24 protein-coding genes and 1 pseudogene are annotated in these 22220 nt (G+C 69.3%); 13 read left to right on the top strand and 12 right to left on the bottom strand.

Features of this window, described 5'->3' with window-relative positions:
• Both Q0D75_RS18935 and Q0D75_RS18930 read right to left on the bottom strand, forming a co-directional pair.
• Positions 1 to 1012 (bottom strand): DUF4407 domain-containing protein (locus tag Q0D75_RS18935; RefSeq protein ID WP_291057077.1); only part of this gene is annotated, 1012 nt, incomplete at its 3' end.
• A gap of 104 nt (positions 1013 to 1116) precedes the next feature.
• A complete protein-coding gene (locus tag Q0D75_RS18930) occupies positions 1117 to 2022 on the bottom strand; it encodes a DMT family transporter (RefSeq protein ID WP_291057075.1) in 906 nt (301 codons plus the stop codon).
• A 76-nt stretch (positions 2023 to 2098) separates the two neighbouring features.
• Between Q0D75_RS18930 and Q0D75_RS18925 the strand changes: the two genes are divergently transcribed.
• Complete coding sequence (locus Q0D75_RS18925) at positions 2099 to 3055, top strand: LysR family transcriptional regulator (protein ID WP_291057073.1); 957 nt, start codon at positions 2099 to 2101, stop codon at positions 3053 to 3055.
• Positions 3056 to 3091: 36 nt separating this feature from the next.
• Here the strand turns inward: Q0D75_RS18925 and Q0D75_RS18920 are convergent, their stop codons facing one another.
• Positions 3092 to 3721, bottom strand: coding sequence for a TetR/AcrR family transcriptional regulator (locus Q0D75_RS18920; protein ID WP_291057071.1), 630 nt, complete (start codon positions 3719 to 3721; stop codon positions 3092 to 3094).
• 100 nt (positions 3722 to 3821) lie between these two features.
• Between Q0D75_RS18920 and Q0D75_RS18915 the strand changes: the two genes are divergently transcribed.
• Positions 3822 to 4169 carry a DoxX family protein gene (locus Q0D75_RS18915; RefSeq protein WP_291057069.1) on the top strand — a complete coding sequence of 116 codons (348 nt, stop codon included), beginning with the start codon at positions 3822 to 3824 and terminating at the stop codon, positions 4167 to 4169.
• Between the two features lie 19 nt (positions 4170 to 4188).
• Entirely contained in the window at positions 4189 to 4944 is a 756-nt protein-coding gene (locus tag Q0D75_RS18910) for an NAD(P)H-binding protein (protein ID WP_291057067.1), read from the top strand.
• 9 nt (positions 4945 to 4953) lie between these two features.
• Here Q0D75_RS18910 and Q0D75_RS18905 read toward each other — a convergent pair whose 3' ends face one another.
• The 3 genes from Q0D75_RS18905 to Q0D75_RS18895 all read right to left on the bottom strand — a co-directional run bounded on the left by Q0D75_RS18905 (position 4954) and on the right by Q0D75_RS18895 (position 9988).
• The gene (locus Q0D75_RS18905; RefSeq protein ID WP_291057065.1) at positions 4954 to 6657 is read right to left on the bottom strand and encodes a phosphodiester glycosidase family protein; all 1704 of its coding nucleotides are present in this window, start codon (positions 6655 to 6657) and stop codon (positions 4954 to 4956) included.
• A 2-nt stretch (positions 6658 to 6659) separates the two neighbouring features.
• Positions 6660 to 8264 (bottom strand): phosphatase PAP2 family protein, encoded by a 1605-nt coding sequence (locus Q0D75_RS18900; RefSeq protein WP_291057064.1) that lies wholly within the window; start codon positions 8262 to 8264, stop codon positions 6660 to 6662.
• 128 nt (positions 8265 to 8392) lie between these two features.
• Complete coding sequence (locus Q0D75_RS18895) at positions 8393 to 9988, bottom strand: hypothetical protein (RefSeq protein ID WP_291057062.1); 1596 nt, start codon at positions 9986 to 9988, stop codon at positions 8393 to 8395.
• A 99-nt stretch (positions 9989 to 10087) separates the two neighbouring features.
• Between Q0D75_RS18895 and Q0D75_RS18890 the strand changes: the two genes are divergently transcribed.
• The 4 genes from Q0D75_RS18890 (at position 10088) to Q0D75_RS18875 (ending at position 12541) form a co-directional block, all read left to right on the top strand.
• The gene (locus Q0D75_RS18890) at positions 10088 to 10309 is read left to right on the top strand and encodes a hypothetical protein (protein WP_291057060.1); all 222 of its coding nucleotides are present in this window, start codon (positions 10088 to 10090) and stop codon (positions 10307 to 10309) included.
• A gap of 95 nt (positions 10310 to 10404) precedes the next feature.
• On the top strand, positions 10405 to 11118 hold the full coding sequence (locus Q0D75_RS18885) for a 3-oxoacid CoA-transferase subunit A (protein ID WP_291057058.1): 714 nt from the start codon (positions 10405 to 10407) through the stop codon (positions 11116 to 11118).
• Positions 11115 to 11750, top strand: a complete 636-nt coding sequence (locus Q0D75_RS18880) for a 3-oxoacid CoA-transferase subunit B (protein WP_291057056.1) — start codon at positions 11115 to 11117, stop codon at positions 11748 to 11750. Before Q0D75_RS18885 ends, Q0D75_RS18880 begins: the two co-directional genes overlap by 4 nt.
• Positions 11747 to 12541: an IclR family transcriptional regulator C-terminal domain-containing protein gene (locus Q0D75_RS18875; RefSeq protein ID WP_291057054.1), complete on the top strand. Its 795-nt coding sequence runs from the start codon at positions 11747 to 11749 to the stop codon at positions 12539 to 12541. Before Q0D75_RS18880 ends, Q0D75_RS18875 begins: the two co-directional genes overlap by 4 nt.
• Before the next feature lie 11 nt (positions 12542 to 12552).
• Here Q0D75_RS18875 and Q0D75_RS18870 read toward each other — a convergent pair whose 3' ends face one another.
• Positions 12553 to 13050: a MarR family transcriptional regulator gene (locus Q0D75_RS18870; protein WP_291057052.1), complete on the bottom strand. Its 498-nt coding sequence runs from the start codon at positions 13048 to 13050 to the stop codon at positions 12553 to 12555.
• A 58-nt stretch (positions 13051 to 13108) separates the two neighbouring features.
• Here Q0D75_RS18870 and Q0D75_RS18865 point away from each other — a divergent pair, with 58 nt between their 5' ends.
• The 3 genes from Q0D75_RS18865 (at position 13109) to Q0D75_RS18855 (ending at position 16698) form a co-directional block, all read left to right on the top strand.
• Positions 13109 to 14224, top strand: a complete 1116-nt coding sequence (locus Q0D75_RS18865) for an LLM class flavin-dependent oxidoreductase (RefSeq protein ID WP_291057051.1) — start codon at positions 13109 to 13111, stop codon at positions 14222 to 14224.
• Entirely contained in the window at positions 14217 to 14939 is a 723-nt protein-coding gene (locus tag Q0D75_RS18860; RefSeq protein WP_291057049.1) for an NAD(P)-binding domain-containing protein, read from the top strand. The genes Q0D75_RS18865 and Q0D75_RS18860 overlap by 8 nt, the downstream gene beginning before the upstream one ends.
• Before the next feature lie 79 nt (positions 14940 to 15018).
• On the top strand, positions 15019 to 16698 hold the full coding sequence (locus Q0D75_RS18855) for a cell wall-binding repeat-containing protein (protein WP_291057047.1): 1680 nt from the start codon (positions 15019 to 15021) through the stop codon (positions 16696 to 16698).
• A gap of 34 nt (positions 16699 to 16732) precedes the next feature.
• Here the strand turns inward: Q0D75_RS18855 and Q0D75_RS18850 are convergent, their stop codons facing one another.
• Both Q0D75_RS18850 and Q0D75_RS18845 read right to left on the bottom strand, forming a co-directional pair.
• Complete coding sequence (locus Q0D75_RS18850) at positions 16733 to 17860, bottom strand: cation:proton antiporter (RefSeq protein WP_291057045.1); 1128 nt, start codon at positions 17858 to 17860, stop codon at positions 16733 to 16735.
• Between the two features lie 130 nt (positions 17861 to 17990).
• Entirely contained in the window at positions 17991 to 18233 is a 243-nt protein-coding gene (locus Q0D75_RS18845) for a hypothetical protein (protein ID WP_291057043.1), read from the bottom strand.
• Positions 18234 to 18436: 203 nt separating this feature from the next.
• On the opposite strand from Q0D75_RS18845, the gene Q0D75_RS18840 reads away from it, so the two are divergent.
• Together Q0D75_RS18840 and Q0D75_RS18835 are read left to right on the top strand one after the other, a co-directional pair.
• The gene (locus Q0D75_RS18840) at positions 18437 to 18721 is read left to right on the top strand and encodes a hypothetical protein (protein ID WP_291057042.1); all 285 of its coding nucleotides are present in this window, start codon (positions 18437 to 18439) and stop codon (positions 18719 to 18721) included.
• A 73-nt stretch (positions 18722 to 18794) separates the two neighbouring features.
• Complete coding sequence (locus Q0D75_RS18835; protein ID WP_291057040.1) at positions 18795 to 19004, top strand: hypothetical protein; 210 nt, start codon at positions 18795 to 18797, stop codon at positions 19002 to 19004.
• A 75-nt stretch (positions 19005 to 19079) separates the two neighbouring features.
• Here Q0D75_RS18835 and Q0D75_RS18830 read toward each other — a convergent pair whose 3' ends face one another.
• The 3 genes from Q0D75_RS18830 to Q0D75_RS18820 all read right to left on the bottom strand — a co-directional run bounded on the left by Q0D75_RS18830 (position 19080) and on the right by Q0D75_RS18820 (position 21340).
• Positions 19080 to 20405 (bottom strand): serine hydrolase domain-containing protein, encoded by a 1326-nt coding sequence (locus Q0D75_RS18830; protein ID WP_291057038.1) that lies wholly within the window; start codon positions 20403 to 20405, stop codon positions 19080 to 19082.
• Positions 20406 to 20535: 130 nt separating this feature from the next.
• Positions 20536 to 20736 carry a hypothetical protein gene (locus Q0D75_RS18825; protein ID WP_291057036.1) on the bottom strand — a complete coding sequence of 67 codons (201 nt, stop codon included), beginning with the start codon at positions 20734 to 20736 and terminating at the stop codon, positions 20536 to 20538.
• A 13-nt stretch (positions 20737 to 20749) separates the two neighbouring features.
• Positions 20750 to 21340: a hypothetical protein gene (locus tag Q0D75_RS18820; RefSeq protein WP_291057034.1), complete on the bottom strand. Its 591-nt coding sequence runs from the start codon at positions 21338 to 21340 to the stop codon at positions 20750 to 20752.
• A 165-nt stretch (positions 21341 to 21505) separates the two neighbouring features.
• On the opposite strand from Q0D75_RS18820, the pseudogene Q0D75_RS18815 reads away from it, so the two are divergent.
• Positions 21506 to 22220: pseudogene (locus Q0D75_RS18815) on the top strand (DNA helicase); the annotation flags it as partial.

Raw genomic sequence — 22220 nt, 5'->3', positions numbered from 1 at the left:
GCTCGATGCAGATGAACAGCAGCGCGATCATGATGTGCGCCACGTTCAGCAGCGCGTTCGCCTCGCCGAGCCGGAACAGCGCCTCGAGCCGCGACAGCAGCCCCGCGCTGTTGTCGACGGCACTGTCGTAGGCGGCCTGCTCGGTGTCGCGCGCATCCTGAGCCTTCGCCAGCGTGTCCTTGTCGGAGGCCAGCTGCTCGGTCGCGGCATCGAGGCGGCTCTGCGCCGAGGTCTCGAGGGTCGACTGCGCCGCGGTCAGTGCCGCGGCTTCGGCTTCCTTGGCCGAGTCCAGGCGCGCCTGGGCGGCCTGCACGGCCACGAGCTTCGACTGCGTCACGGCTCCGTCGCCGCGGATGCCCGTGCCACCGGTTCCGTCGATCTCGGCGAGATAGGCGGCCTGGGCCGCGTCGAACGCGGTCTGCGCCGCAGCGGTCGCAGCCACCGCGGCCGCGTAGTTCGGGTCGGACGACAGGTCGGTCTGCAGCCCCTGGTCAACGATCGCCTGGTTCGCCGCGATCGACTTCTCGAGGTCGGGAATGGCGGCGAACCGCGGATCCGCCGCCATCCGCTCTTCGAACGCCGCCTTGTCCTCAGCCTGCATCACCTGGATCTCGGAGTTGATCTCGGCCGAGAAGATCTGCAGCGTCAGCGGCGTGGAGATGACGGTTCCGATGATCAGCGCCAGCGCCACCCGCGGGATCGCGAGCCCGATGTTGCGCCACACGCCCTTCTGCTTGGCCATGCCGATGATCAGCAGCCGGTCGAGGTTCAGGATGATGACACCCCAGAACACACCCACGATGATGGCGACCGGCAGAGGTGCCCCCACCGCCATCACCAGCGCGAACGACGCCGACACGGCCGAGAGGAAGGCCGTGCTCAGGATGACGCCGCCCATCGCCACGAAGCGCGCGCGGTCGCCGGGCGCATCCTGCAGCACGTCGAGCCGGGCGCCGCCCAGCCAGGCCATGAAGTTCGAGACGGGGTTGGAGTTGTAGCGGCGGTCTGACACGAGGTGCGAAGCTACCCCACGAGAATCCGCGTTTCCTGGCACAGCTCTGTGTACTCGCCATCACCCGCCCGACCCGCTTACCCGCGCCGGCTCGCAGGCAGGAGTCATCCGCCGACGGCGATCGCCCGCCGCCTGCCTGCCCTCCGCGCGAGAAACCGGGGCACCTGCGAGATGGTGACGACGCCGGCGATGACCACGAGACCGCCCAGCAGTTCGGCCGGCGCGGGCAGCTCGCCGAGCCAGATCCAGGCGATCAGCACGGCGACCGGCGGCACGAGGTAGAGCAGCGAGGTCGACAGGGCCACCGGCATCCGTGCGACCGCGTAGGCCCACAGCACGAAGCCGGCCGCGGAGGGCAGGAGCCCCAGGTAGACGGCGGCGAGCCAGGCCGCCGGGCCGGCGCCGAGCATCCCGTCGAGGTCGAAGGGCACGAACGGAAGGGTCATGACCGTCCCCGCCACCATCGCGTAGGAGGCCACCTCGATGCTGGAGTACCGCTTCAGCAGCGGTCGCTGCAGCGGATGGTAGATGCCCTGCACCACCATCGCCGCCACGACGATCCACACCGCGGCCGACAGCGACACCCCAGCCCGGGCGAGGCAGACGAACGTCACTCCCGCGAGCGCGATCACGCTTCCCACGATGGTGGCCGCCGAGATCCGCTCGCGGAAGAGGATGCGCGCGACGCCCACCGACACCAGCGGGGCGGCCGCGACGATGATGCTCGCCGTGCCCGCCGGAACATACAGCTCGCCCCAGTTGAGCAGCAGCTGGTACGCGGTCATGCCGAAGAAGCCGCAGGCGGCGATCCAGCCCAGATCGCGAGCCCGCGGCAGACGCGCTCGCGCGATCACCGCTACGGCGAGGAGAGCGACGCACGCCACCGTGAGCCGCGCGAACGACAGGCCGATGACCCCCATCGCCGGCGCGGCGACCCGGATCGCGGGAAATGCGGATGCCCAGAGCACTACCACGGCCAGGCCGGCGAACAGCGCACGATCGATTCTCATGACTCGAAGGTGTCAGAGGTGCGACGTAACTACCAGTTACTATTCGTGACGCTATTCGTAATCTAGTCTGATTCGTATGATCGACGTGCGGAAGATGCGCCTCTTGTCCGCCTTGCAGCGCCTGGGCACGATCGCCGCGGTCGCGGAAGAGGTGCATCTGAGCGCTCCCGGGGTATCGATGCAGCTCACCGCGCTCGAGAAGGAAGTGGGGCTCCGCCTCACCGAGCGGCGCGGGCGCCGGGTCGTTCTGACCGCCGCCGGCCACACCCTCGCCTCGCACGGGCACGACATCCTCGACCGGCTCTCCCTCGTCGAACTCGAACTCGACTCGCTCCGCGCCGGAACCGTCGGCCGGTACACCCTGACCGCGTTCCCCTCCGCCGCGCGCACGATCGTCGCCGACGCCTATCGGCGCCTCCTCGCGTACGACGGAGCCGCCCTCGATCTGAGCCTCGCCACCGCCGAGCCCGACGAGGCACTGACCGCACTGCTCTCCGGCCTCGCCGACCTCGCGATCATCCACTCCTATTCCAACGTTCCGCGCGACCTGCCCGACGGCATCGCACACCGGCCTCTCGGCGGCGAGCCGGTCTGGCTGGCGACCCGCACCACCGGCCCCGGCGGTCCCGGCGGTTCAGCGAATCCGATCACCGGCCCCAGCGGCCCCGCCGACCTCGCCGACTACGCGACCGCATCGTGGATCGCGCCGGCCAGCGGCTTCACCTGTTTCGACATGATGGAGCGTGCCTGCGGCCTGGCCGGCTTCCGCCCGAGGATCGTCGCCGAATCGCTGGACTTCGCCGTGCAGCTCGAGCTCGTGGCCGCCGGCGTGGGCGTCGCGCTCGTTCCGGCGCTGACGATCGATCACCTCCCGGCGGGAGTCTCCCTGAGCGCCCTGACCACTCCGGTGCAGCGCAGCCTCCACCTCGCCGCCCGCACGCCCGACTTCGCCGACCCCGGCATCCGTACCTTGGTGGGCCTCCTGGAGGACACGGCCACCGCACACCTCCCCGTCCGCCCACTTCCGGCCTGAGAGGGAAGCCCTCCCCCCGCAGCTCGCCACGGCCGGTCAGATCAGCGCGGAGCAGGCTTTCGACGCCGAAGGCAGAGGCGTCGGCACCGGGGTGCGGATGCCGTCGAGGATGATGTCGAGGTGCCGGCTCCAGGCGAGCGGATCGCTGTCCCTCGTGGCCTCGATCACGCCGGCCACCGAGAGGATGATCACCGCGAAGTCGGATTCGACCACATCCGGCCGGATCGCCTTCTGGTCGTGGGCCCGCTGCACCAGCTCACCCAGACGGTCCCGGATGCCGGCCCGCAGCTCAGCCAGTCGCGGTGCCCCGTCGAGGGAGGCCGTCATGAGGAAGGTGAAGCCCTCCTCCCGGGCCTCCAGCTCGCAGAGACCGCGGAGGAAGTGCTCCAGACCCGACCATGCGTCGTCGCGTTCTCCCGCCGTGCCGATCAGCTCGGTGACCTCGAGCAGCGGGCCCTCGAGCACGCTCTGCCAGAGATCGGCGCGGGTCGGGAAATGGCGGTAGAGCGTGGCATTGCCCACCCCCGCCGCGGCGGCGATCGGCTCCAGCGGAGCATCGAGCCCGTTCCGGGCGAAGGCCCGACGAGCAGCGCAGAGCAACCGTGCCCGGTTGCGCACCACGTCTTTGCGCGGTGCGCGGCCCGGCTCGCCCTCGCTTGCGGTCATGATCCGATAGTACGGAAATCCGTCGGGAGAAGCGGGAATACGGAGAGTACTCTCCGGATTGAAACGGAAGCTACTGTTCGTTTCACTCATCGGAGCCCTCATGCACATCGTCGCCATCGTCCTCTCGATCCTCCTCGCCCTGGCCCTGCTCGGCTCGGGCATCCAGAAACTGCGCCGCGCCCCGGCCATCGCGACCCAGCTCGGAGGCCTCGGGGTCACGCCCCCGATGCTGACCGTGCTCGGCCTGCTCGAGGTCGCGGCCGCCGTCGGCCTGATCGTCGGCATCTGGTGGGTGCCGCTCGCCATCGCCGCAGCCATCGGCACCGTGATCTACTTCGTCGGCGCGATCATCGCGCACCTCCGCAAGCGCGACACCGCGCTGGCGCCGGCCGCGGTGCTGCTCGTGCTCTCGATCGCGACGCTGGTGGTGCTCATCCTGAGCGTGTGACGCCGATATCGTTGACCGCATGAAGATCGCCGTCGCCGGAGGCACCGGAACCGTCGGACGCCACGTCGTCGACCTCGCCCGTGAGCGCGGCCACGAGGCCGTGGTGCTCAGCCGCGGGACGGGCATCGACCTCGTGTCGGGCGACGGCCTCGCCCGCGCCCTCGCCGGTGTCGACGCGGTGGTGGATGCCGCATCCGTCGCCACGCAGTCGGCGAAGGTGTCGGAGGAGTTCTTCGGCACGGTCACCGCGAACCTGCTCGCCGCCGAGGAGACCGCCGGTGTCGGGCATCACATCGCACTCTCGATCGTCGGCAGCGACCTGGCCCCCTACGGCTACTACGCCGGGAAGGCCGTGCAGGAGCGACTCGTCCGCGCGGGCGGCGTCCCGTGGACGATCCTGCGCGCCACCCAGTTCCACGAGTTCGCGCAGCAGCTCTACGGGCGCGTGGACCTCGGCCCGATCCACCTGGTGCCCACGATGATCTCGCAGCCCGTCGCCGCCCACGAGGTGGGACTGCGCCTGGTCGAACTCGCCGAGGCCAGCCCCGCGGGCCTCGCCACCGACCTCGCCGGGCCCGAGGTGCTGACGATGGTCGACATGGTGAGGGCGTACGCGGCGGCGACCGGCGGCACCGGGCCGATCCTGCAGATCCCCCTCCCCGGCGGGTTCGGCAAGGCGATGCGCGACGGCACGACCGTGGCCGGCTCGGACGCCGACCGCGGCACCCAGACCTTCGCCGAGTGGATCGACGAGCTCACCCGCACGGCTCGCTGATCCGCCCGCTCAGAGCACGCGGCGGCGTGCCGCGATCCCCGCGGTCGTCACGATGCCCGTGAGTAGCAGCAGTCCCGCGAAGGCCACCCCGGCTGCGGGGGCTCCGCCGGTCGCCGCGAGCGCCGGACCGTCCGCTGCGGGCGCCGGTGTCGCAGGCACCGGGCTCGGCGCAGGAGTGGGAACCGGGCCGGCGATGTTCCCCGAGAAGAACAGTCCGTTCGCGACCAGCCGCTGGTTGAAGTCGCCGTTCGGGTAGTTGTTGGCACCGTCCTGGGTGTTCGTCACGGTGACCCGGGAAGGCCCGGACGGACCGATCGCCGGAGCGCCCAGCTGGGCGACGAGTGTGCTCGATCCGCCGCCGTCGAGCAGGATGGCCTCGCTCGCGCCGAGGTCGATCACCGTCTGCGCGGCCTGCTGCCAGGTGACGCCCGGAGAGTCCTCCACGTCGCCGCTCGTGTTGGTGCCGCTCACCTTGTCGATCACCGCGAGTGTGACCGCGGTGCCGCTCTCGTCGAGGCCCACGACGGTCTCGGCATTGGTGCCCCGCGGGAACGGTGTGTTCCCAGCCGGAAGGATCTGTCCGCCGGAGGCGATCTGACCGACTCCGCCCACGAGCGAGGTGATCTCGGCGCCGAGCTGCAGGCGGTCCGACCCGTCACCCACGGCGAGCGCCTGAGGAATGCCGAGGGTGTCGCCGGCCTCGATGGAGTTCTTCAGCCAGAAGCCGGCCGTGTTCTCGACGTCGCTCTGCGAGGCGAGAAGGATGATCTGTCCCGGAGCCAGTCCCGAGATCTCGGCGATCCGGCCGGGAAGGGCGACGGCGTCCACGACATAGCCACCGGATCCGTCGGCGTGAGCCCTGACCTCTACGGCCGCCGCGCTGGCGGGCAGGATGTACTGCGAGTCAGGACTTTCGTTGTAGCTCGCGTTGAGCACCACGTCGCCCATGTCCGGGGTGATCAGCGTAATCCCCGTGCCGGTGGTGGGCTCGGCGTGGTCCTTGGGGCAACCGGGCTGGGGAACGCCGTCGCCGAGGGTGTTGACCGAATCGAGCGCGTGCTGGTCCTGGATGCTGCCGTCGGCGGCGACCACCTGGATCGAGGCGTCGAAGTACACCTGGCCGATCCCCATGGTGCCGTCGGCGTTCACGAAGATGCTGGCGTTGAGATCGGCGTTGTTCGGCGGGCTCTTCCACACCTGCCCGTCGATGACCACGCCGCCGCAGACGACGCCGGAGAACGGTTGGGGCGTGACGTCCGCCAGCAGCGGGCCCTTATCGTTGTCGAAGTAACCGCCGTTGACGCCGACGACGGCTCCGCTGCGGTTCGCCATCGAGGTGACGGTCTCGTTCGTGATCTCCGGATTCGTACCCGCCGGCGTTCCGACGGGCTGGAAGATGCGGTCGTTGCTCTGCACCACCTGCGGGAGCACCCCGGCGGCAGTGAGATCGATCGTGGCCGTGTGCACGTAGTTGCCCTGCTCCGGGGCGTTCGGGTTGTCCGGGGCGGGCGCGCCGGTGACCGTGCAGCCGAGGCTGATGCCGTCGGCCACGTACTGCGGGTTGGTGACGCACTGCCCGGGCAGCGTCAGCTCGGGCAGGGGCTCGGCGGCGTAGGCGCTCGCGCCGGAGCCGGCCACGACGAGCGCCGCGGCGAGACCGGCGGTGAGAACGAGGGAGCCGGCCCTGAGCAGCCGCCGGCCGTGCGTGCTCATACTCAGCGTCCCTGCGGGGCGCGACGGCGACGAGCGGCGACGAGCGCGAGCACGAGTCCGGCGACCAGCACCGACCCTCCTCCGGCGAGCAGCATCAGCGGCACGCCCTCCACGTCGGTGCCCGTGGCCGCGAGACCCGGAGCGGGTGCGGCGGTGCCGGTGGGAACGGGCGTGGGAACCGGGGTCGGCGTAGGAGTCGGAATCGGCGCTGCCAGCACGGTCGCGGTACCTCCGACCGACACCACGGTGGCACTACCGTCGGGGTTCAGCTGCACGGTGGCGCTCGTGGCGGCGGCGAGGTCGACGCGCTGCCACGATCCGGCTCCGGATGCGGTCTGGTCGAGGGCGTAACCGGAATCGATCTCGGTCTGCGCCAGCACCGAGCTGCGCTGTTCGTCGGTGAGGGTGGGGAAGGTGGTGAGCAGCAGGTTCTCGGCGCCCGCAGGCACCGCCGGCGCCAGTCCGGTCTGCCCGGCGGGTGCGAAGCCGTAGGTCATCCGCTCGTCGTAGGCGACGAGTCCGGATGCCCGGTCGGTGACGATCTGCGCGGTGCCTCCCGGCATGGCCTTGCCGTCGTAGGGATCGTTGGCGTAGGCCTGACCGCGGGCGGCGCAGGCGGCGATCGTGTCTCCGCACCGAGCCTCCAAGTACCCGCGCAGCTCGGCGATGGCGGGCGCGAACTCGCTCACCACGAACTGGGGGTCGGACCACAGCGCGGCCAGTGCCGCGTGCCCGCTGATGCGCCCGCCCATGATGTCGAGGGGTGAGTGCACACCGAGCACGAGGCGGTCGTTGCCGTTCTCCGACGCTCGGGTGAGGATCTCGGGGGCGAGCTCGGGCAGCATCGTGGCGAGCGTGACTCCCGCCTGATAGGCCGTCGTGGTGTGGCCGCTGGGGAAGCTGCCCGAGGTGCAGAGACCCTCGTAGTCGGGGTTCAGATCGACGGATGCCTCTGTGAACTCGCCGGTGTCGTCGGTCTGCGGGGCCACCTTCACGATGTCGAGGTTTCCCTGGGCGTCGGCGTACGGCTTGCTGATGCGGTTGGCCTGCAGCGACGAGCCGTTCACGCTATCAGTCGGGCACGGCGGCTCGTCGGAGGTGCCGGCCTGGCTCGGCAGGAACGGCCGGGGGAAGCTGTAGGTTTCCTTGGCGGCATCCGTCGACACGAAGGCACCCGCGGTGCCGTCTTCGCTGTTGATGAGCGCGCTGGTCAGCGGCAGCGCGCCGCTCTGGCGGCCCTGCACGTAGAGCGGGCCGAGCACCGAACCGAGGCCGGTGGAGATCGTGATCGACTGGTCGTAGCTGTCAGGGCTCTCACCGTATTCGGAGTCCTGCAGCGCTGCGAACTGCTGCGCCGGGGTGGCGTTGTTGTTGATCCAGGTCACCTGCTGGTCGTTCTCGGCCAGCACAGTGGCGTCGACCACCGCACCGTGCAACGGGTTTCCCGCCTCAGGAGTCCAGTAGTCGGAGAAGCCGTCGAGCAGGGTGACGAGATCGGGTTGGGCCGGCTCGCTCACCGAAGCGGCCATCGCGCCACCCGAGGTCGCGGTGACGGCGAGAACCGCTCCCGCTGCTACTGCAAAAATCGATCCGCGCACCGGCTTCATGAAGCACCCCATCGTGTCTCGGCCCTCGGCGCACCCCCGTGGATGATCGACACGGCCGGGTTCACCTTAAGGGAGCACGAGCATCTGGCACGAGGGCTTGCGAAGCCGGGCGGCGATTCGCTAAGGCGTCATGCGTCTGGCTGCTTCGCGCCTTTCCTCGAGGTGATCTCGCCGAGGAACGCCTCGAACGAGGGGAAGAGACGGTCGCGTTCGCGCGAGACCCGCTCGGCCTCGAGGCCGATCTGCAGCACGTCCCGGAGCGGCAGCGCATCGGCGTCGAGTCGCGCGCGCAGGTCGGCGACACGGTCGAACGGAGAGACGGATGCCGCACCGTCAGGCGAGTCTGCCGCCGCCGAGCTGGGCGGTGTCGAGATCCCCAGCGCTGCTTCCAGTGAGGCGAGATCCGGAAGCACCCCGAGTTCCGCCGGAACCTCCAGCGTCGCGATGGCGATCCGCGCCGGCGTCGGCACCGGCAGCACCCGCACCTGATCCGTCAGCGCCACGTCTTCGCCGTGCGCGTTCGTGGCCCGCACCCGGATCCGTCCGGTCTGCCGGGCGGTGAACCGCTCGGTCACGATCCGTCCGCCGACCTCGCGGGTGATGTCGGCCCGTCCGGGCATCTCGATGGTGAGCTGCCGAGCCCCGCTGAGTTCCACCTCGAGCCGCAGCTCGTCACCCTCGGCCACGAGTGCCGGACTCACCACCACACTCCGGATGCTCGGCGCCGTCAGACTCTCGACGATCACGCCGCGCAGGTACTGGTACCAGTCGGCGGCGCCGGGCCGAGCATCCGGATCGCCCTCGAGCGCGTCACGCATCATCCGCTGCCCGGTCTCGTCGAGCACGCTCCGGATGCGGTCGGCATCCCGGCTGCGCTCCAGCCCGTCGCCGGCCGGCGCGAGCACGCGCAGGATCAGCAGCGCGAGCTTGTAGCGGTCGGTGGCGGCCGTCTGCAGCGAGGGAGCCCGCGACATCGACGGCTCCGTCTTCGGGTCGTCGGCATCCGCGTTCTCGAAGGTCTCGGGTGCCGCCCATCCGGCGCTGTTGCGCTGCGGCACGGGCTCGTCCGCAGCCGCCTGACCGACCACGGCCCCCTCGCATCCCACGACGAAGGCTTCGGCGACATCGCCGACCCCGAACAGCACCGAGCGATCGGAGAGGTCACCGTACACGCCTTCGTGCCGGTGCAGCAGATCCAGCAGGAGGCACACGCGGGCGAGCACCGTGCTCCGCGCCACGAGGTCCCGCTCGCCCACGGCGGCCGCGCCGGCTCGCCGGGCGCGTTTGGGCGCGGTCACGAGCCCCTTCACCTGCTGAGGCACCTTGCCCGGGTTCTTCTCCTCGGCCGGCAGGTAGTAGAAGGGATGCGCGGCCAGCGGCACGAGGCATCCCACGACGTCGCCGTCCTCCCCCTCCACCACGGCCAGCGGCCAGGCGGCCAGTCCGTCGAGCAGCGCGCGCTCGCGGGCGTCGAGCGCCCACCGCAGGGCGACGAGCCGCGACAACGCGGCCGAATCCCAGTGGGTCGCGTTCGTGTCGCGGATGTTCACCAGGGCGAGCCCGCCCGGATGCCCCGGAACGGTGAACGCCTCGAGCCGGTGAACCTCGGTGGCCGCCCCGCTCCCGATCAGCGACCGCGCGCCGAGGTCGACGCCGCGCACGCGGATGCCCGCCCCGCGCGACACCACCGGCTGCTGCCCCTGTTCGTCCGACTCTTCCGACACGAGGAGCGAAGCTACCGCATCCGAATCGACGTTGCCTGAGGCACACTCGAGAGGGGGCCGAGAACCGGAGCCCTTCATCGAGCAGCACAAGGGGAACTCATGGACTCGTACTCAGCCGGCGTCTTCGTCGCCATCGCCATCTACGTCGTCGGCTTCATCGTCGCGATCCTCATCCTCTCGGCGGTCATCCGCAACGCCGTGCGCAAGGGCGTCGAAGACGTGCTCTACAAGAAGGGCAAGGACGGCCTCTGGTCGGCCAACCCCTGGATCGTCACGATCGCCAAGGAGATCGCCGCCGAGACCCGCAAGACCGGTTCCTGATCGAAGGGCTATGCTGTTCACCAGACGCACAATAGTTCGATAGGCGCACACCTCGCGTATGACGAACCGGACGCGCTGAGAGCAAGGAGGCTCCCGTGATCTCGAAGACAGTCGCTCACCTCGAGGAGGCCGTGGCGGGCATCGAAGACGGCGCCACCGTCTTGGTGGGAGGGTTCGGCTTGGCCGGGCATCCGATCGCCCTGATCGATGCGCTGCTGCAGCAGGGCGCGAGCGATCTGACGATCGTGAGCAACAACGCCGGCAACGGCGACACGGGCCTCGCCGCTCTGCTCAAGGCCGGCCGCGTGCGCAAAGTGATCTGCTCCTTCCCGCGGCAGGTGGATTCGTGGGTGTTCGACGGGCTCTACCGCGCGGGCGAGATCGAACTGGAGATCGTGCCGCAGGGCAACCTCGCGGAACGCATCCGGGCGGCCGGCTCGGGCATCGGCGCGTTCTACACCCCCACCGGCGTCGGCACCCTCATCGCCGAGGGCAAGGAGACGCGAACGATCCAGGGGCGCGACTACATCCTCGAGTATCCGCTCGGCGCCGATTACGCCCTGGTCTCCGCCTGGAAGGCCGACCGCTGGGGCAACCTGGTCTACCGCAAGACGGGCCGCAACTTCGGGCCGATCATGGCGGCTGCAGCGCGCACCACGATCGTGCAGGTCGACGAGGTGGTCGACCTGGGTACGCTCGACCCCGAGACGGTGGTCACGCCCGGCATCTTCGTGGACCGTGTAGTGGCCATCGGCGAAAGAGCCTGGCTCCAGGACGGCGCCTTCGTCGGGTCGGAGAGCGCATCATGACCGGCGCACTCGACCGGCGCGCCCTGGCCGCGCGGATCGCCCACGACATCACCGAGGGCTCGATCGTGAACCTCGGGATCGGCGCCCCCACGCTCATCGCCGACCAGCTCCCCGCCGGGCTCGAGATCATCCTGCACACCGAGAACGGGATGCTCGGCATGGGCCCGGCGCCGGAGCCCGGCCGGATCGACCCCGACCTCATCAACGCGGGCAAGCAGCCCGTCACCGAACTCGTCGGCGCCTCGTACTTCCACCACGCCGACTCCTTCGGGATGATGCGCGGCGGCCACCTCGACATCTGCGTGCTGGGCGCGTTCCAGGTCTCCGAGCACGGCGACCTGGCGAACTGGCACACCGGGGCGCCGGATGCGATCCCGGCGGTGGGCGGCGCCATGGATCTCGCGATCGGCGCCAAGAACGTCTGGGTGATGACGGATCTGCTCACGCGCGACGGGCAGTCGAAACTCGTCGCCGAATGCACCTATCCGCTCACCGGCACGCGCTGCGTGAGCCGGGTGTACACCGATCGCGCCGTGTTCGACATCGTGCCAGGAGGCTTCGCCGTGACCGAGATGTTCGGGAGCACCACGCTCGACGAGCTCCGGTCGCTGACCGGGCTCGAGCTGGCGTGACCGACGGAGGCGAGGGCGACGGCGCGGGCCCGGGCGAAGGCCCCTTCGTGCAGTCGCTCGCCCGCGGTCTGGCCGTGATCTCGGCGTTCGGCGCCGATCGACCCGAGATGAGGCTGAGCGAGGTGGCCGCCGCCACCGGCCTGTCGCGGGCGACCGCACGGCGCTTCCTGCTCACCCTCGCCGAGCTCGGGTACGTGCGCAGCGACGAGCGGCTCTTCGCCCTGACGCCGAAGGTGCTCGAGCTCGGGTACAGCTACCTCGCCGGGCTCACCCTGCCCGAGGTCGCGCTCCCGCACCTCGAGCACCTCTCCCACGCGCTCGGCGAGTCGAGCTCGGCGTCGGTGCTCAGCGGTGCGGACATCGTCTACGTCGCCCGGGTACCCTCCCGTCGCATCATGGCGGTCACCATCACCGTCGGCACCCGCTTCCCCGCTGCGGCGACCTCGATGGGGCGGGTGCTGCTGGCCACGCTCTCCGAGGAGCACCTGGCCCGGCATCCGGAACTGTTCGAGGTGCCGCCGCTCACACCGAACACCCTGCGCGAGGCATCCGCGATCGCCGAGGAGCTGGCCCGGGTGCGGCGGCAGGGTTGGTCGATCGTGGATCAGGAGCTCGAGCTCGGCCTGCGCTCGGTGGCGGTGCCGGTGAGCCGGCGCGGGATCGTGGTTGCGGCGGTCAACGTGTCGACCACGCTCTCGACGAGCCTCGAGCGCATGCGCGAGGAGTTCGTGCCCGCACTGCAGGCGACGGCGGCCTCGATCACGGCCGATCTCGACCGTGTGAGCAACTGACGACCGGCGCCTCACACCGGGAGGTGGGAGCGCAGCATCCGCGTCATCTCTTCGACGGCTTCCAGCCCACGGGCGGGTTCGCCCGGCGCCGCCGCGAACGCCTCCACGAACAACTCCTGCACCGCCCTGAGGTGCGACGCCGAGGCACGACGGTACTGCGACGCCCCTTCCGCGGTGAGTACCGCCTCTGCACCACGGTTGTCGGTGGGCGACGCCTCCCGCACCACGAGGCCCCGCGCTTCCATGCGCCCGAGGTGGTGCGACAGCCGACTCCGCTCCCAGTCGATGGCCGAGGCCAGTTCCGACGAGCGCAGGCGCTTGCCCTCCGCCTCGGAGAGGGCGAGCATCACGGCGTAGTCCGCCATCGACAACCCCGACTCGATCTGCAGGCGTGCCGCCAGCAGAGAGCGGATGCGGTCGCCGGTCTCCACGTACTCCCGCCACACCCGGAGTTCGTGCGCGGTCGGCGACCTCCGGCTGTGCGCCGCCACGGCTCGGGAATCATTCACGAGTCCTCCTAGTTGACATGTCAATAATACGATCACTGAATCGCACGAGGGGAAGAACGTGACAACCGGCCCGCTCGAATTCGGACTCAACACGTTCGGCGACGTGCCGACAGACCACGCCGGCCGCACCCTCTCCGACGCCGAGACCGTGCGCCTGGTGGTCGAGGAGGGCAAGCACGCCGAGCAGGTCGGCCTCGACGTCTTCAGCGTGGGCGAGCACTACCGCGAGGGCTACGTCGACTCGGCCACCCCGGTGCTGCTGGCCGGCATCGCCACGGCGACCGAGCGCATCCGTCTGGGCACGGCGGTCACGGTGCTCAGCACGAACGACCCGGTGCGGCTCTACAACGAGTTCTCGACGCTGGATGCGATGTCGAACGGACGGGCGCAGCTGGTGCTCGGGCGAGCATCCCAGACCCAGTCGTTCCCGCTGTTCGGCTACGACATCGCCGACTACGAGACGCTCTTCGAGGAGAAGCTCGAGCTGTTCATGAAGCTGCAGCGCGAGATGCCGACCACCTGGTCGGGAACGGTTCGCTCGCCGCTCACCGAGCAGACGCTGCATCCGCAGATGCGACCGGGCGGCATCCCCACCTGGATCGGCGTCGGCGGCAGCCCCAACTCGGTCATCCGCGCCGCCCGCTACGGCCTGCCGCTCATGCTGGCGATCATCGGTGGCGAGCCGGAGCGCTTCGCGGGTCACGTCGACCTCTACCACCGCGCACTCGAGCAGTTCGGTCAGCCGATGCAGCCCGTCGGCCAGCACGCGCTGGGCCTGATCGCCGACACGGATGAGGAGGCCTCCGAGACCTGGTGGCGGGCGTGGGAGCCGATGGTCACGCAGATGGGCCGCGAGCGCGGTTTCTACCCGCCCACCCGCGAGCGCTACGAGCTCGAGCTGGCCTCGGGAGCGCTCTTCGTTGGCTCGCCCGAGACGGTGGCGCAGAAGATCGTGCGCATGACGCACGAGCTGCACATCAGCCGCTTCGACCTCAAGTACGACATCGGCGGCCTGCCGGTCGACGCGCGGGCCCGCACGATCGAGCTGTTCGGCACCCGCGTCGCACCCCGCGTGCGCGAGCTGCTCGCCGTCGAGCAGCATGAGTCGCAGTCGCAGTCGCAGGACCTGCCGACCACCCACCCCGTGCACCCGATCGGAGCAACCCATGCCTGACATCCAGTCCACCCTCCCCACCATCGGCATCCTCGGCGCCGGCAAGGTCGGAACCGTCCTCAGCCGCCTGCTGCTCGCGACCGGCTACCGCGTGCTCATCGCCGGCTCCGGCAGCCCGTCCAAGATCGCCCTCATCATCGACGTGCTCGCTCCGGGCGCCCACGCGACCACGGCGGAGGAGGTCGCTCGTGACGCGGACATCGTCATCCTCGCCCTCCCCCTGGGCAAGTACCGCTCCATCCCGGCCCACCTCCTCGAGGGCAAGCTCGTCATCGACGCCATGAACTACTGGTGGGAGGTCGACGGCATCCGCCCCGACCTCAACGACCCCCGCGTCTCGACGAGCGAGCTCATCCAGTCCTTCCTGCCGGCGTCCCGCGTGGTGAAGGCCTACAACCACATGGGCTACCACGACCTCGACGAGGGCCCGACCCCGGCGGGCACCCTCGGCCGCAAGGCCATCGCGATAGCCGGCGATACCCCATCGGACCTTGCCGCCGTCGCCACGCTCGTGAACGCCTCCGGCTTCGACCCGGTGCTCGCCGGAAACCTCCGCGACAGCATCGCACTCCAACCCCACAGCGAGCTCTTCGGCGCCAACCTCACCGCCGAAGGCGTTCAGGATGCGCTGACCCGCTTCCCGACGAGCGAGCGCGGGCGCGAGGTAGCGGCCGCCCGCGCCGGGGATGGCGTGGCAGGACTGTCGCTGGCCTGAGGCCGTTCTCGAAAAGGCACGCACCCGTGACCCTCCTCATGTCGAATACGCTCGACGGATCAGACATCCTGGGGGGAACATGTCGCACATCCGATCATCCCTGGCAGCAGCCGCCGTGGCGCTCGGGCTTCTCACCGGCTCGATCACGGCACTCGCGCCTGCCGCTGCCGCTGCCGACTCGACGCATGCCATCTCGGGTCACGTCGCTGACCTGAGCCCGGCGGGACAGAACAGCTACGGTGTCCGGGCGCACATCCTCGTCTACGACGAGGCCGGCAACTACGCCCAGTGGGGCGATGCCGACTGGAAGGGCGACTATCGTCTCGACGGACTCGAAGACGGCGACTACCGGATCCAGTTCACGGAGTACCACTCTCCGTACTCCGCGGACGACGTCGGGCTCGCGCCCACCTGGTGGGGCGACACCCCATTCCGCTCGGAGGCCAGAGTGCTCACGATCGACGGTGCCGACGCTGTGGTCGACGTGGGAATGGTCGCGGGAGCGTCGATCAAAGGCGACGTCGATACCACCGCCTATTTCAGCGACAACGTGCAGCGCGCGCTCACCTACATCCGCAATCCTGACGGGTCCTGGGAACGCGGTGCCGAGGCTACCGTCACCAACGGCAGCTACTTCCTGATCGGGGTGCCGGATGCGCCGCAGGTCATCCTGTTCAGCGACTACACGAACGGCATCGGCGGTGGGCAGATGTACAGCCCGCAGTACTGGCCGAACCAGCCCACCCGAGCGACGGCATCGGTGATCCAGCCGTCTGCGGGCGAGCAGCTGACCGGCTACGACGCCACCCTCCTGCCCTGGGCCGCGCGGGTGGTGCAGCGCATCTCCGGCGCCGACCGCTTCGAGGCCTCGGCCAACATCTCCGCCAGCCATTTCGATGCCGGTGTGCCCGTGGTCTTCGTGGCCGACGGCACGAACTATCCTGACGCGCTCAGCGCGGGCCCGGTGGCGGCCCACCTTGGAGGACCGGTGTTGCTCGTGAGGCCGGGCGATGTCCCGTCGGCCATCGCCTCGGAGCTGAACCGCCTGAAGCCGCAGAAGGTCTACGTTGTCGGCGGCCCGAACTCGGTCGCCGACTCGACGTACTCCCGGCTCGCGCAGTATGCGCCTCTGATCGAACGGATCGGTGGGGCGGATCGCTACGAGGTCTCGCGCAAGCTGGCCCTCCTGGCCGCTCCCGCCATCGCGCCCGATCCCACGTCGGGTGAGTCGCGGATCCAGGTACTTTTCGCCGACGGACGCGGCTTCGCCGATGCCCTCTCGGCGGGTTCGGCGGCCGCGTCGGAAGGAGGCGTGGTGATCTTGGTGAACGGGGCGAACCCCGCACTGGATGCGCCGACCGCAGCGATGATGAACCAGCTGCACCCCCAGTCGTCGTGGGTGATCGGCGGGCCGAACTCGATGTCGCCCGCACTGGATGACGACATCCGGTCGTTCGGCGGCAGCTTCAACCGAATCAGCGGCGCCACGCGGTATGACGTCTCGGCGGAGCTGGGCGACTACTTCGTCGGCTGGGGTGAAGACTCCAACGTCTACCTCGCACTCGGCTCGAAGTTCCCGGATGCTCTCTCCGGCGCCGCCCTGGCCGGTGCCACCCACGCGCTGCTGTACATCGCCCCGTCGGACTGTGTGCCGGGCGGAGTACTCGACCGCATGAAGACGAGAGGGACGCCGAACGTGATCCTCCTGGGCGGCCCCAACAGTCTCGGCGCGGGCGTGGAACAGATGCGCCGCTGCTGAGGCCCGTGCTGCGCTGATGGGATGAGGGCAGATCTCAGGGCCCCGGTCGCATCCGCCCCGTGGCCCAGGCCGAGAAGGCGACGGTGACCACCGCGCCGACCAGGAGGGCGCCGTCCTCCCCCGGTGCGAGCGATCCGGTCTGCAGTCCCAGGGTCACGGCGGCGACCGGCACACCGAGCTGGCCGGCTGCGGCGATGGCCTGCATCACCGGCAACCCGGTCGCTCGTGCGGCGAGGTGCGCGAGCACCGCGGCCGCCCCGAGGGCGAGTCCGAGCAGGATCATCGAGGGCTGCGCGAGGATCGCCCGAAGGTCGACCGAGGCACCCAGCCACACGAAGAACAGAGGGCCGAAGAACCCCTCGGTCAGCCCGAACAGCTGCCGCGCCAGACGGCGCGGCTCGCCCACGGCGGCCAGCACGAGACCGAACGCGAACCCGGCGAGCATGATCGACAGGGTCGCGAACTGTGCGATGGCCGCGAACGCGAACAACGCCAGCAAGCTGAACCGCAGCTCGAGCGCGAATCGCCTGCGCTCGGAGTAGGCGTGGAATCGTTCGCGGCCATCCGTCTGCCGTCCCACTCGTCGCAGCACGATCGTCAACACGATGGCCGCGGCGGCGATCGCGACCGCTCCGACGACCGGCCACAGCGATGTCCCCGGAGCGATCACCACGGGCAGCACGACGATGCACACGACGTCCGCGACCGCGATCTGCGCGACCAGCCGTGTGAACGACGCACCCTTCAACCCCAGCGACTGAATCATCGGGAGCACCAGGGCCGCCGACGACGACGCGATCACCACCGCGTACAGAGCGGCGTGACCGGTGCCGAACCCCGCGGCGATCGCTGTGCCGAGCAGGGCGGCGGCGACGCCCACCACCACCGCGCCTAGCACTCCGCCTAGCAGCGCCCGCCGAACCGCGCTGTCCGCCACGGGCACGTGGGAGCCGGCCACCACCATCGTGAGGCCGAACCCGATGTTCGCCAGCAGCTGGAAGTCGTCCGCGTGCGCGTCGACCAGCTGGAACCCCGTCGTGCCGATCAGCACCCCGCCGAGGATCTCTCCGACGACGACCGGCACCCGCCACGCAGCCCGCGCGGCGAGAAGCGGACCGAGCAGGCCCACCAGCACCACGAGCGCCAGCAGCAAGAAGCTCACACCGTCAGGCTAGTGCTGAGCTTTACGAATCCCGCCCTTGCAGACCGAGAAGGCGCTCACTCCCCCGGAAGGCGCACCCGGTTCGTCGAAGAAGCCGTCACCTGCACACCATCCTGCGTGTCGCCCGCGGTCAATCCCAAGGCGACACCCACCCGCCTTCCGCAAGCCGGTACCCTCGACACCCCACGGGTGACATGTCATTCGCCTTCTCCATCATCATGAAGTTCAGCCATCGCAGCGCGTTGTCGAACTCCGATCCCCCGCCACCGAGGGCTGTTCGTCCGGCCTCCGCCAGTGTCGACAGGCATTTCTCGAACACCTCAGCCGGCACCAAGAACAGCACCACCGCGCCATCGATCCGCTGATATTCCACGATCTCCGCAGCTTCATCAGCGCGAAGAGTCCCCTCACCCGGCCTCGACAACACTTTGTAAAGCGCGCGCCCGACGTCCGCATCCCCTCGCGACTGCTCAAGCGCTCTAGGCGATCGGCGCTTGCTCACTCGAGTGACACCATCGAATCCTCCCGACAACCGCGCATCCGCTCCCGGACCGAACCTATAACTAAGCTGAGCATATGTCGATATCCCGATCGAAAACCCCTCCACTTCTCAGCCCGCGCCAGATGTTCGTCGCCGGTTCGATCCTCACGGCCATCGGCTCAGCCCTCACGCTCGTCAGCGACGGCTGGCTTTCGGCACTCTTCGAGTCCGCCCCCGTTGCTTACGCCATCACCGGTTCGATCGCCGCTCTTCTCAAGGAGATCGCGATTACGCTCGGGCTCGTCCTCATCGGCGCCTCCCTTGCGATCAGGACGCTGTCACAAGTTCTCTCTGAGGACGACCAACCGCATCCTCGCTGATGGCGCGACCGGCGCGGCACAGATCGCTCCCACAGCATGCTGCCCACGCGACAACACGAGTAGCGTGACGTCCATGACAAGCAAAGCTGGGCGCACCGCGCTCATCATCGTCGGTGTCGTCGCCCTGCTGATCGGAGGCCTCTTCGCGGGCCAGGGCGCGAACCTGATCCCGGGAAGCTCCATGACCGGCGACCGCACCTGGCTCTACATAGGCCTCGTGCTCGCGGTCGTCGGCGTTGTGCTGATCGTGGTCGGGGTGCGGCGTCGCAAGGACGGCCGCTGACTCGCCATAGCCCAGCGCATCTGGCCGACTAAACCAGGCGGTATCTCCGCGGCGACCCCTAAGCCGCCAGCGCCTCTACGACCGCGGCGGCGGCTGGTACGTCTCGCCCAGCACCCCCGACAGCCCCACGAAGATCCGCACCGCCGATACCTGACACACCGCATCCCCCGGGTCATCCTGCAACGTCGGCGAGTTCTCACAACCGCCCGACGCGACGTCGCTGTTCGTCTGCACGCTCACCGTCGTGTCCGTGGCCGTGTCGTAGAACTGCGTGGTGTTGTAGCCCGACAGCTCGCCCGCATGCCCGACCCACCCCTGACCGCACCCCATCTGCAACCCGTACCCACCGGCACCGGGCGCCGGCGGACTCTGCGACGGATCGAGAAAGCTCTCGAGCCGCAGCTTCTGCGTCGCATCGTCGAGGATGCTCCGCCCCGTGCCCAGCGCCCGCCCCATCGTCAGCAGGTCGTCGGTGGTCGAGATGAGCTCGCCGGCCGTCCAGGCCCACGACGGGTTCCAGTCGGTCGAATCCTCCGGCACACCCGTGCCCTCCGTATCTCCATTCAAGGTATATCCCCGAGCGAAGGGCTTAGGGAGCGCCGCGGATTCGCCAGGCCAGACGGTCCCGGTCAGATCCAACGGCTCCAGGATGCGCTCCCGCAGCTCATCGGCGAACGCGTTCCCGGTGACCTCCTCGATGATCTGGCCGAGGATGACCGAGTTGCCGTTGGAGTACAGGAACCGCTCCCCAGGCTCCGCGGCCGGCGACACCGCGACGGTCGCCTCCACGAGCTCGTCGGGCGTGTACGCCGCAGTCGGGTCGCCGACGTACTTCTCGACGAACGCGTCATTGGCGGTGTAGGTGTTGACCCCGCTGGTCATGTTCGCGAGCTGCCGGAGCGTGATCCGACCCCCGTTCGGGATGCCGTCGACATAGGTGTCGACCGTGTCGTCGAGCGACACCTTCCCCTCTTGCACCAACTGCAGCAGGATCGTGCCGGTGTACATCTTCGTCAGTGATGCGATGCGGGTGTGCATGCCCACCTCCATCGCCACACGGTCGGCCGGATCCGCGTACCCGTAGGCCTTCTCCCACCGCCCCTCGGGCGTCTGAACCCCCACGATCGCCCCCGGCGCGGCCCCGAGCTCGAACGCTTCCTGCGCCGCGGCATCCAGGGCGCTGACGAGCTCCGCCGGCAACTCCCCCGTCGGCAGCGCGTTCTTGCCCGCCGCGATCGCCGCGTCCGGATCGACGACACAGCTCGACACCCCCGCCGCCGCGGCTCCGGATGCTGTGGCCGAGTGAACAGGCTCCTCCGTCACCGGCGTGGTGCACCCCGACAGCACCCCCGCGGCGATGGCCAGCACTGCGGCGCTGACAACAGTCTTGCGAGCGATCACGGGGTTCCTCCGATGGGTGTCCGGCCGCCCGCACGCTCCCACGAGATGCGCTACAGCTGTCGCAAACCTAAATGCCGCGCGAGCCGACGACCATAGACCCAGGTCCCATCGGAGCAGGATCGCGAACGCCCTAGGAGGCTTTCGGCACCGTGATGTCGTCGAGCGCGAACGTCGTACGGATCGGATCCGCGTCCTCGACCTTGATCTCGACCTCGACGCGTCCATTGCGCTTCTGAACCACGGTCGCCGGGAGCAGGGCATCGCCGAACGGAACGATAACCGGGGTGCCGAACTTCGGCACCCGGAGAGCGTCGCTCTTCTTCTCGTTCACAGCGATCCTCCGCTCACCATGGTTGAACACCGGTTTTTCCCCTCAAGTATGTCTCCACAACCGCATCCATTCCAGACGCGAACTGGTTGAGCACGCCGCGAGCCGTACGAAACGTCGCCAAGGTGAGTGGATGCGCCGCCGACGCCTGCCCGAGCTTCACCGGGTCATTGTGCGCTATCCCATTTCTCGCGAGATTGAGCCATTCCACCCATTCATGCCAGCGCGCGCCACGAACGGGGTGAGCTGCATGGATGTTGGGCCAGAGGCGGAGTCCAATCCGCAAGAAATCGTTCCCAAGATTTCCCGCGTTCGCATTCCCGACGTCGAGCTTGCGTCCATCCTCAATGCGTGCTCGCAGAATCTGCCGAATTCCAGGGTCCGGGACAGTTGCCGCAGTGAGAAATCCGTCGGATGCCTGGTCATGAAGATCACGCGAGAACCCCTGAAGCTCGGAGGCCAGCCGAGCGATCAGTGCGTGGTTCAACTCCGTCGTCAGACTCGGCCGGCCGGGCAGGCCTCGCGTGACGGCCTGATGCGCCGCGACCAATGCATCAAGGTTGGCGGAGCGTGAGTCGCGCCACGAGCTCAACGCCTCCGAAACCATAAGATGACGATACGTCACGCAACTACGTCGTCGGGGCAATCCACAGGTTGCCCTAGAGGTCGGCCCAGGAGTCGTATCGGCGGCCGCTACTAAGCTCGAGACACGCAGTGACTACGTGCCCGTGCGCTGCGAGTTCGTTCGCCATGAAGCGCCGGGAGTAACTCGATGGAGTCCAGCAACCACGATGACGTCGCCGCCGGTGCGCCGCACGTCGAGCCGACCGCGTCGGCCGAGCCACTCACCGTGCCCACCGGCCTGAACCTCGAACTCACCACCGCCGGCGTCGTCAGCTACGCCCTCGCGAACGCCCGCCTCTCCGCCCTCGAGTCCGTCACCATCACGAACCCGGGCCCGATGCTCCGCGCCGCCTCCCTCGAGATCGAAGCCACGGATGCCTTCGGCTCCCTGGGCGAACCCAGCACCACCCTCATCGACCTCGCCGAGCAGGCGATCGTCACCCTCTCCGAGCTCAGCCTCTACCTCGACCCGGCCAAGATGCTCGCCGTCGACGAACAGCGCCCCGGGCGCATCACCGCCCGCCTCACCGATGCCGACGGCACCACGCGAGCCGAAGCATCCGCCGACGTCGACGTGCTCGCCGCCTCCCAGTGGCGCACCACCCCGGTGCAGCTCGGCATGGAGCTCCTTCCCGCCTACGTGCAGCCCAACGCCGCCGCCATCCAGCCCCTCCTCCACGAGGCGGGCGAGCTGCTCGAGAAGCGCACCGGTGACCGCAGCATGACCGGCTACCAGCTCGAGGATCCGAGCCGAGTGGATGCGACGGTCGGGGCGATTTACGAGGCCATGCGTTCCCGGCGCATCCGCTACGCCGAACCGCCCGCCAGCTGGTCGAGCACCGGCCAGAAGGTGCGCACTCCGG

Origin of the sequence: Herbiconiux sp., from assembly GCF_023264855.1 — a bacterium.
GTDB lineage: Bacteria > Actinomycetota > Actinomycetes > Actinomycetales > Microbacteriaceae > Herbiconiux.
The sequence above is the reverse complement of the archived record's forward strand: the minus strand, read 5'-3'. Positions and strand labels throughout refer to the sequence as shown.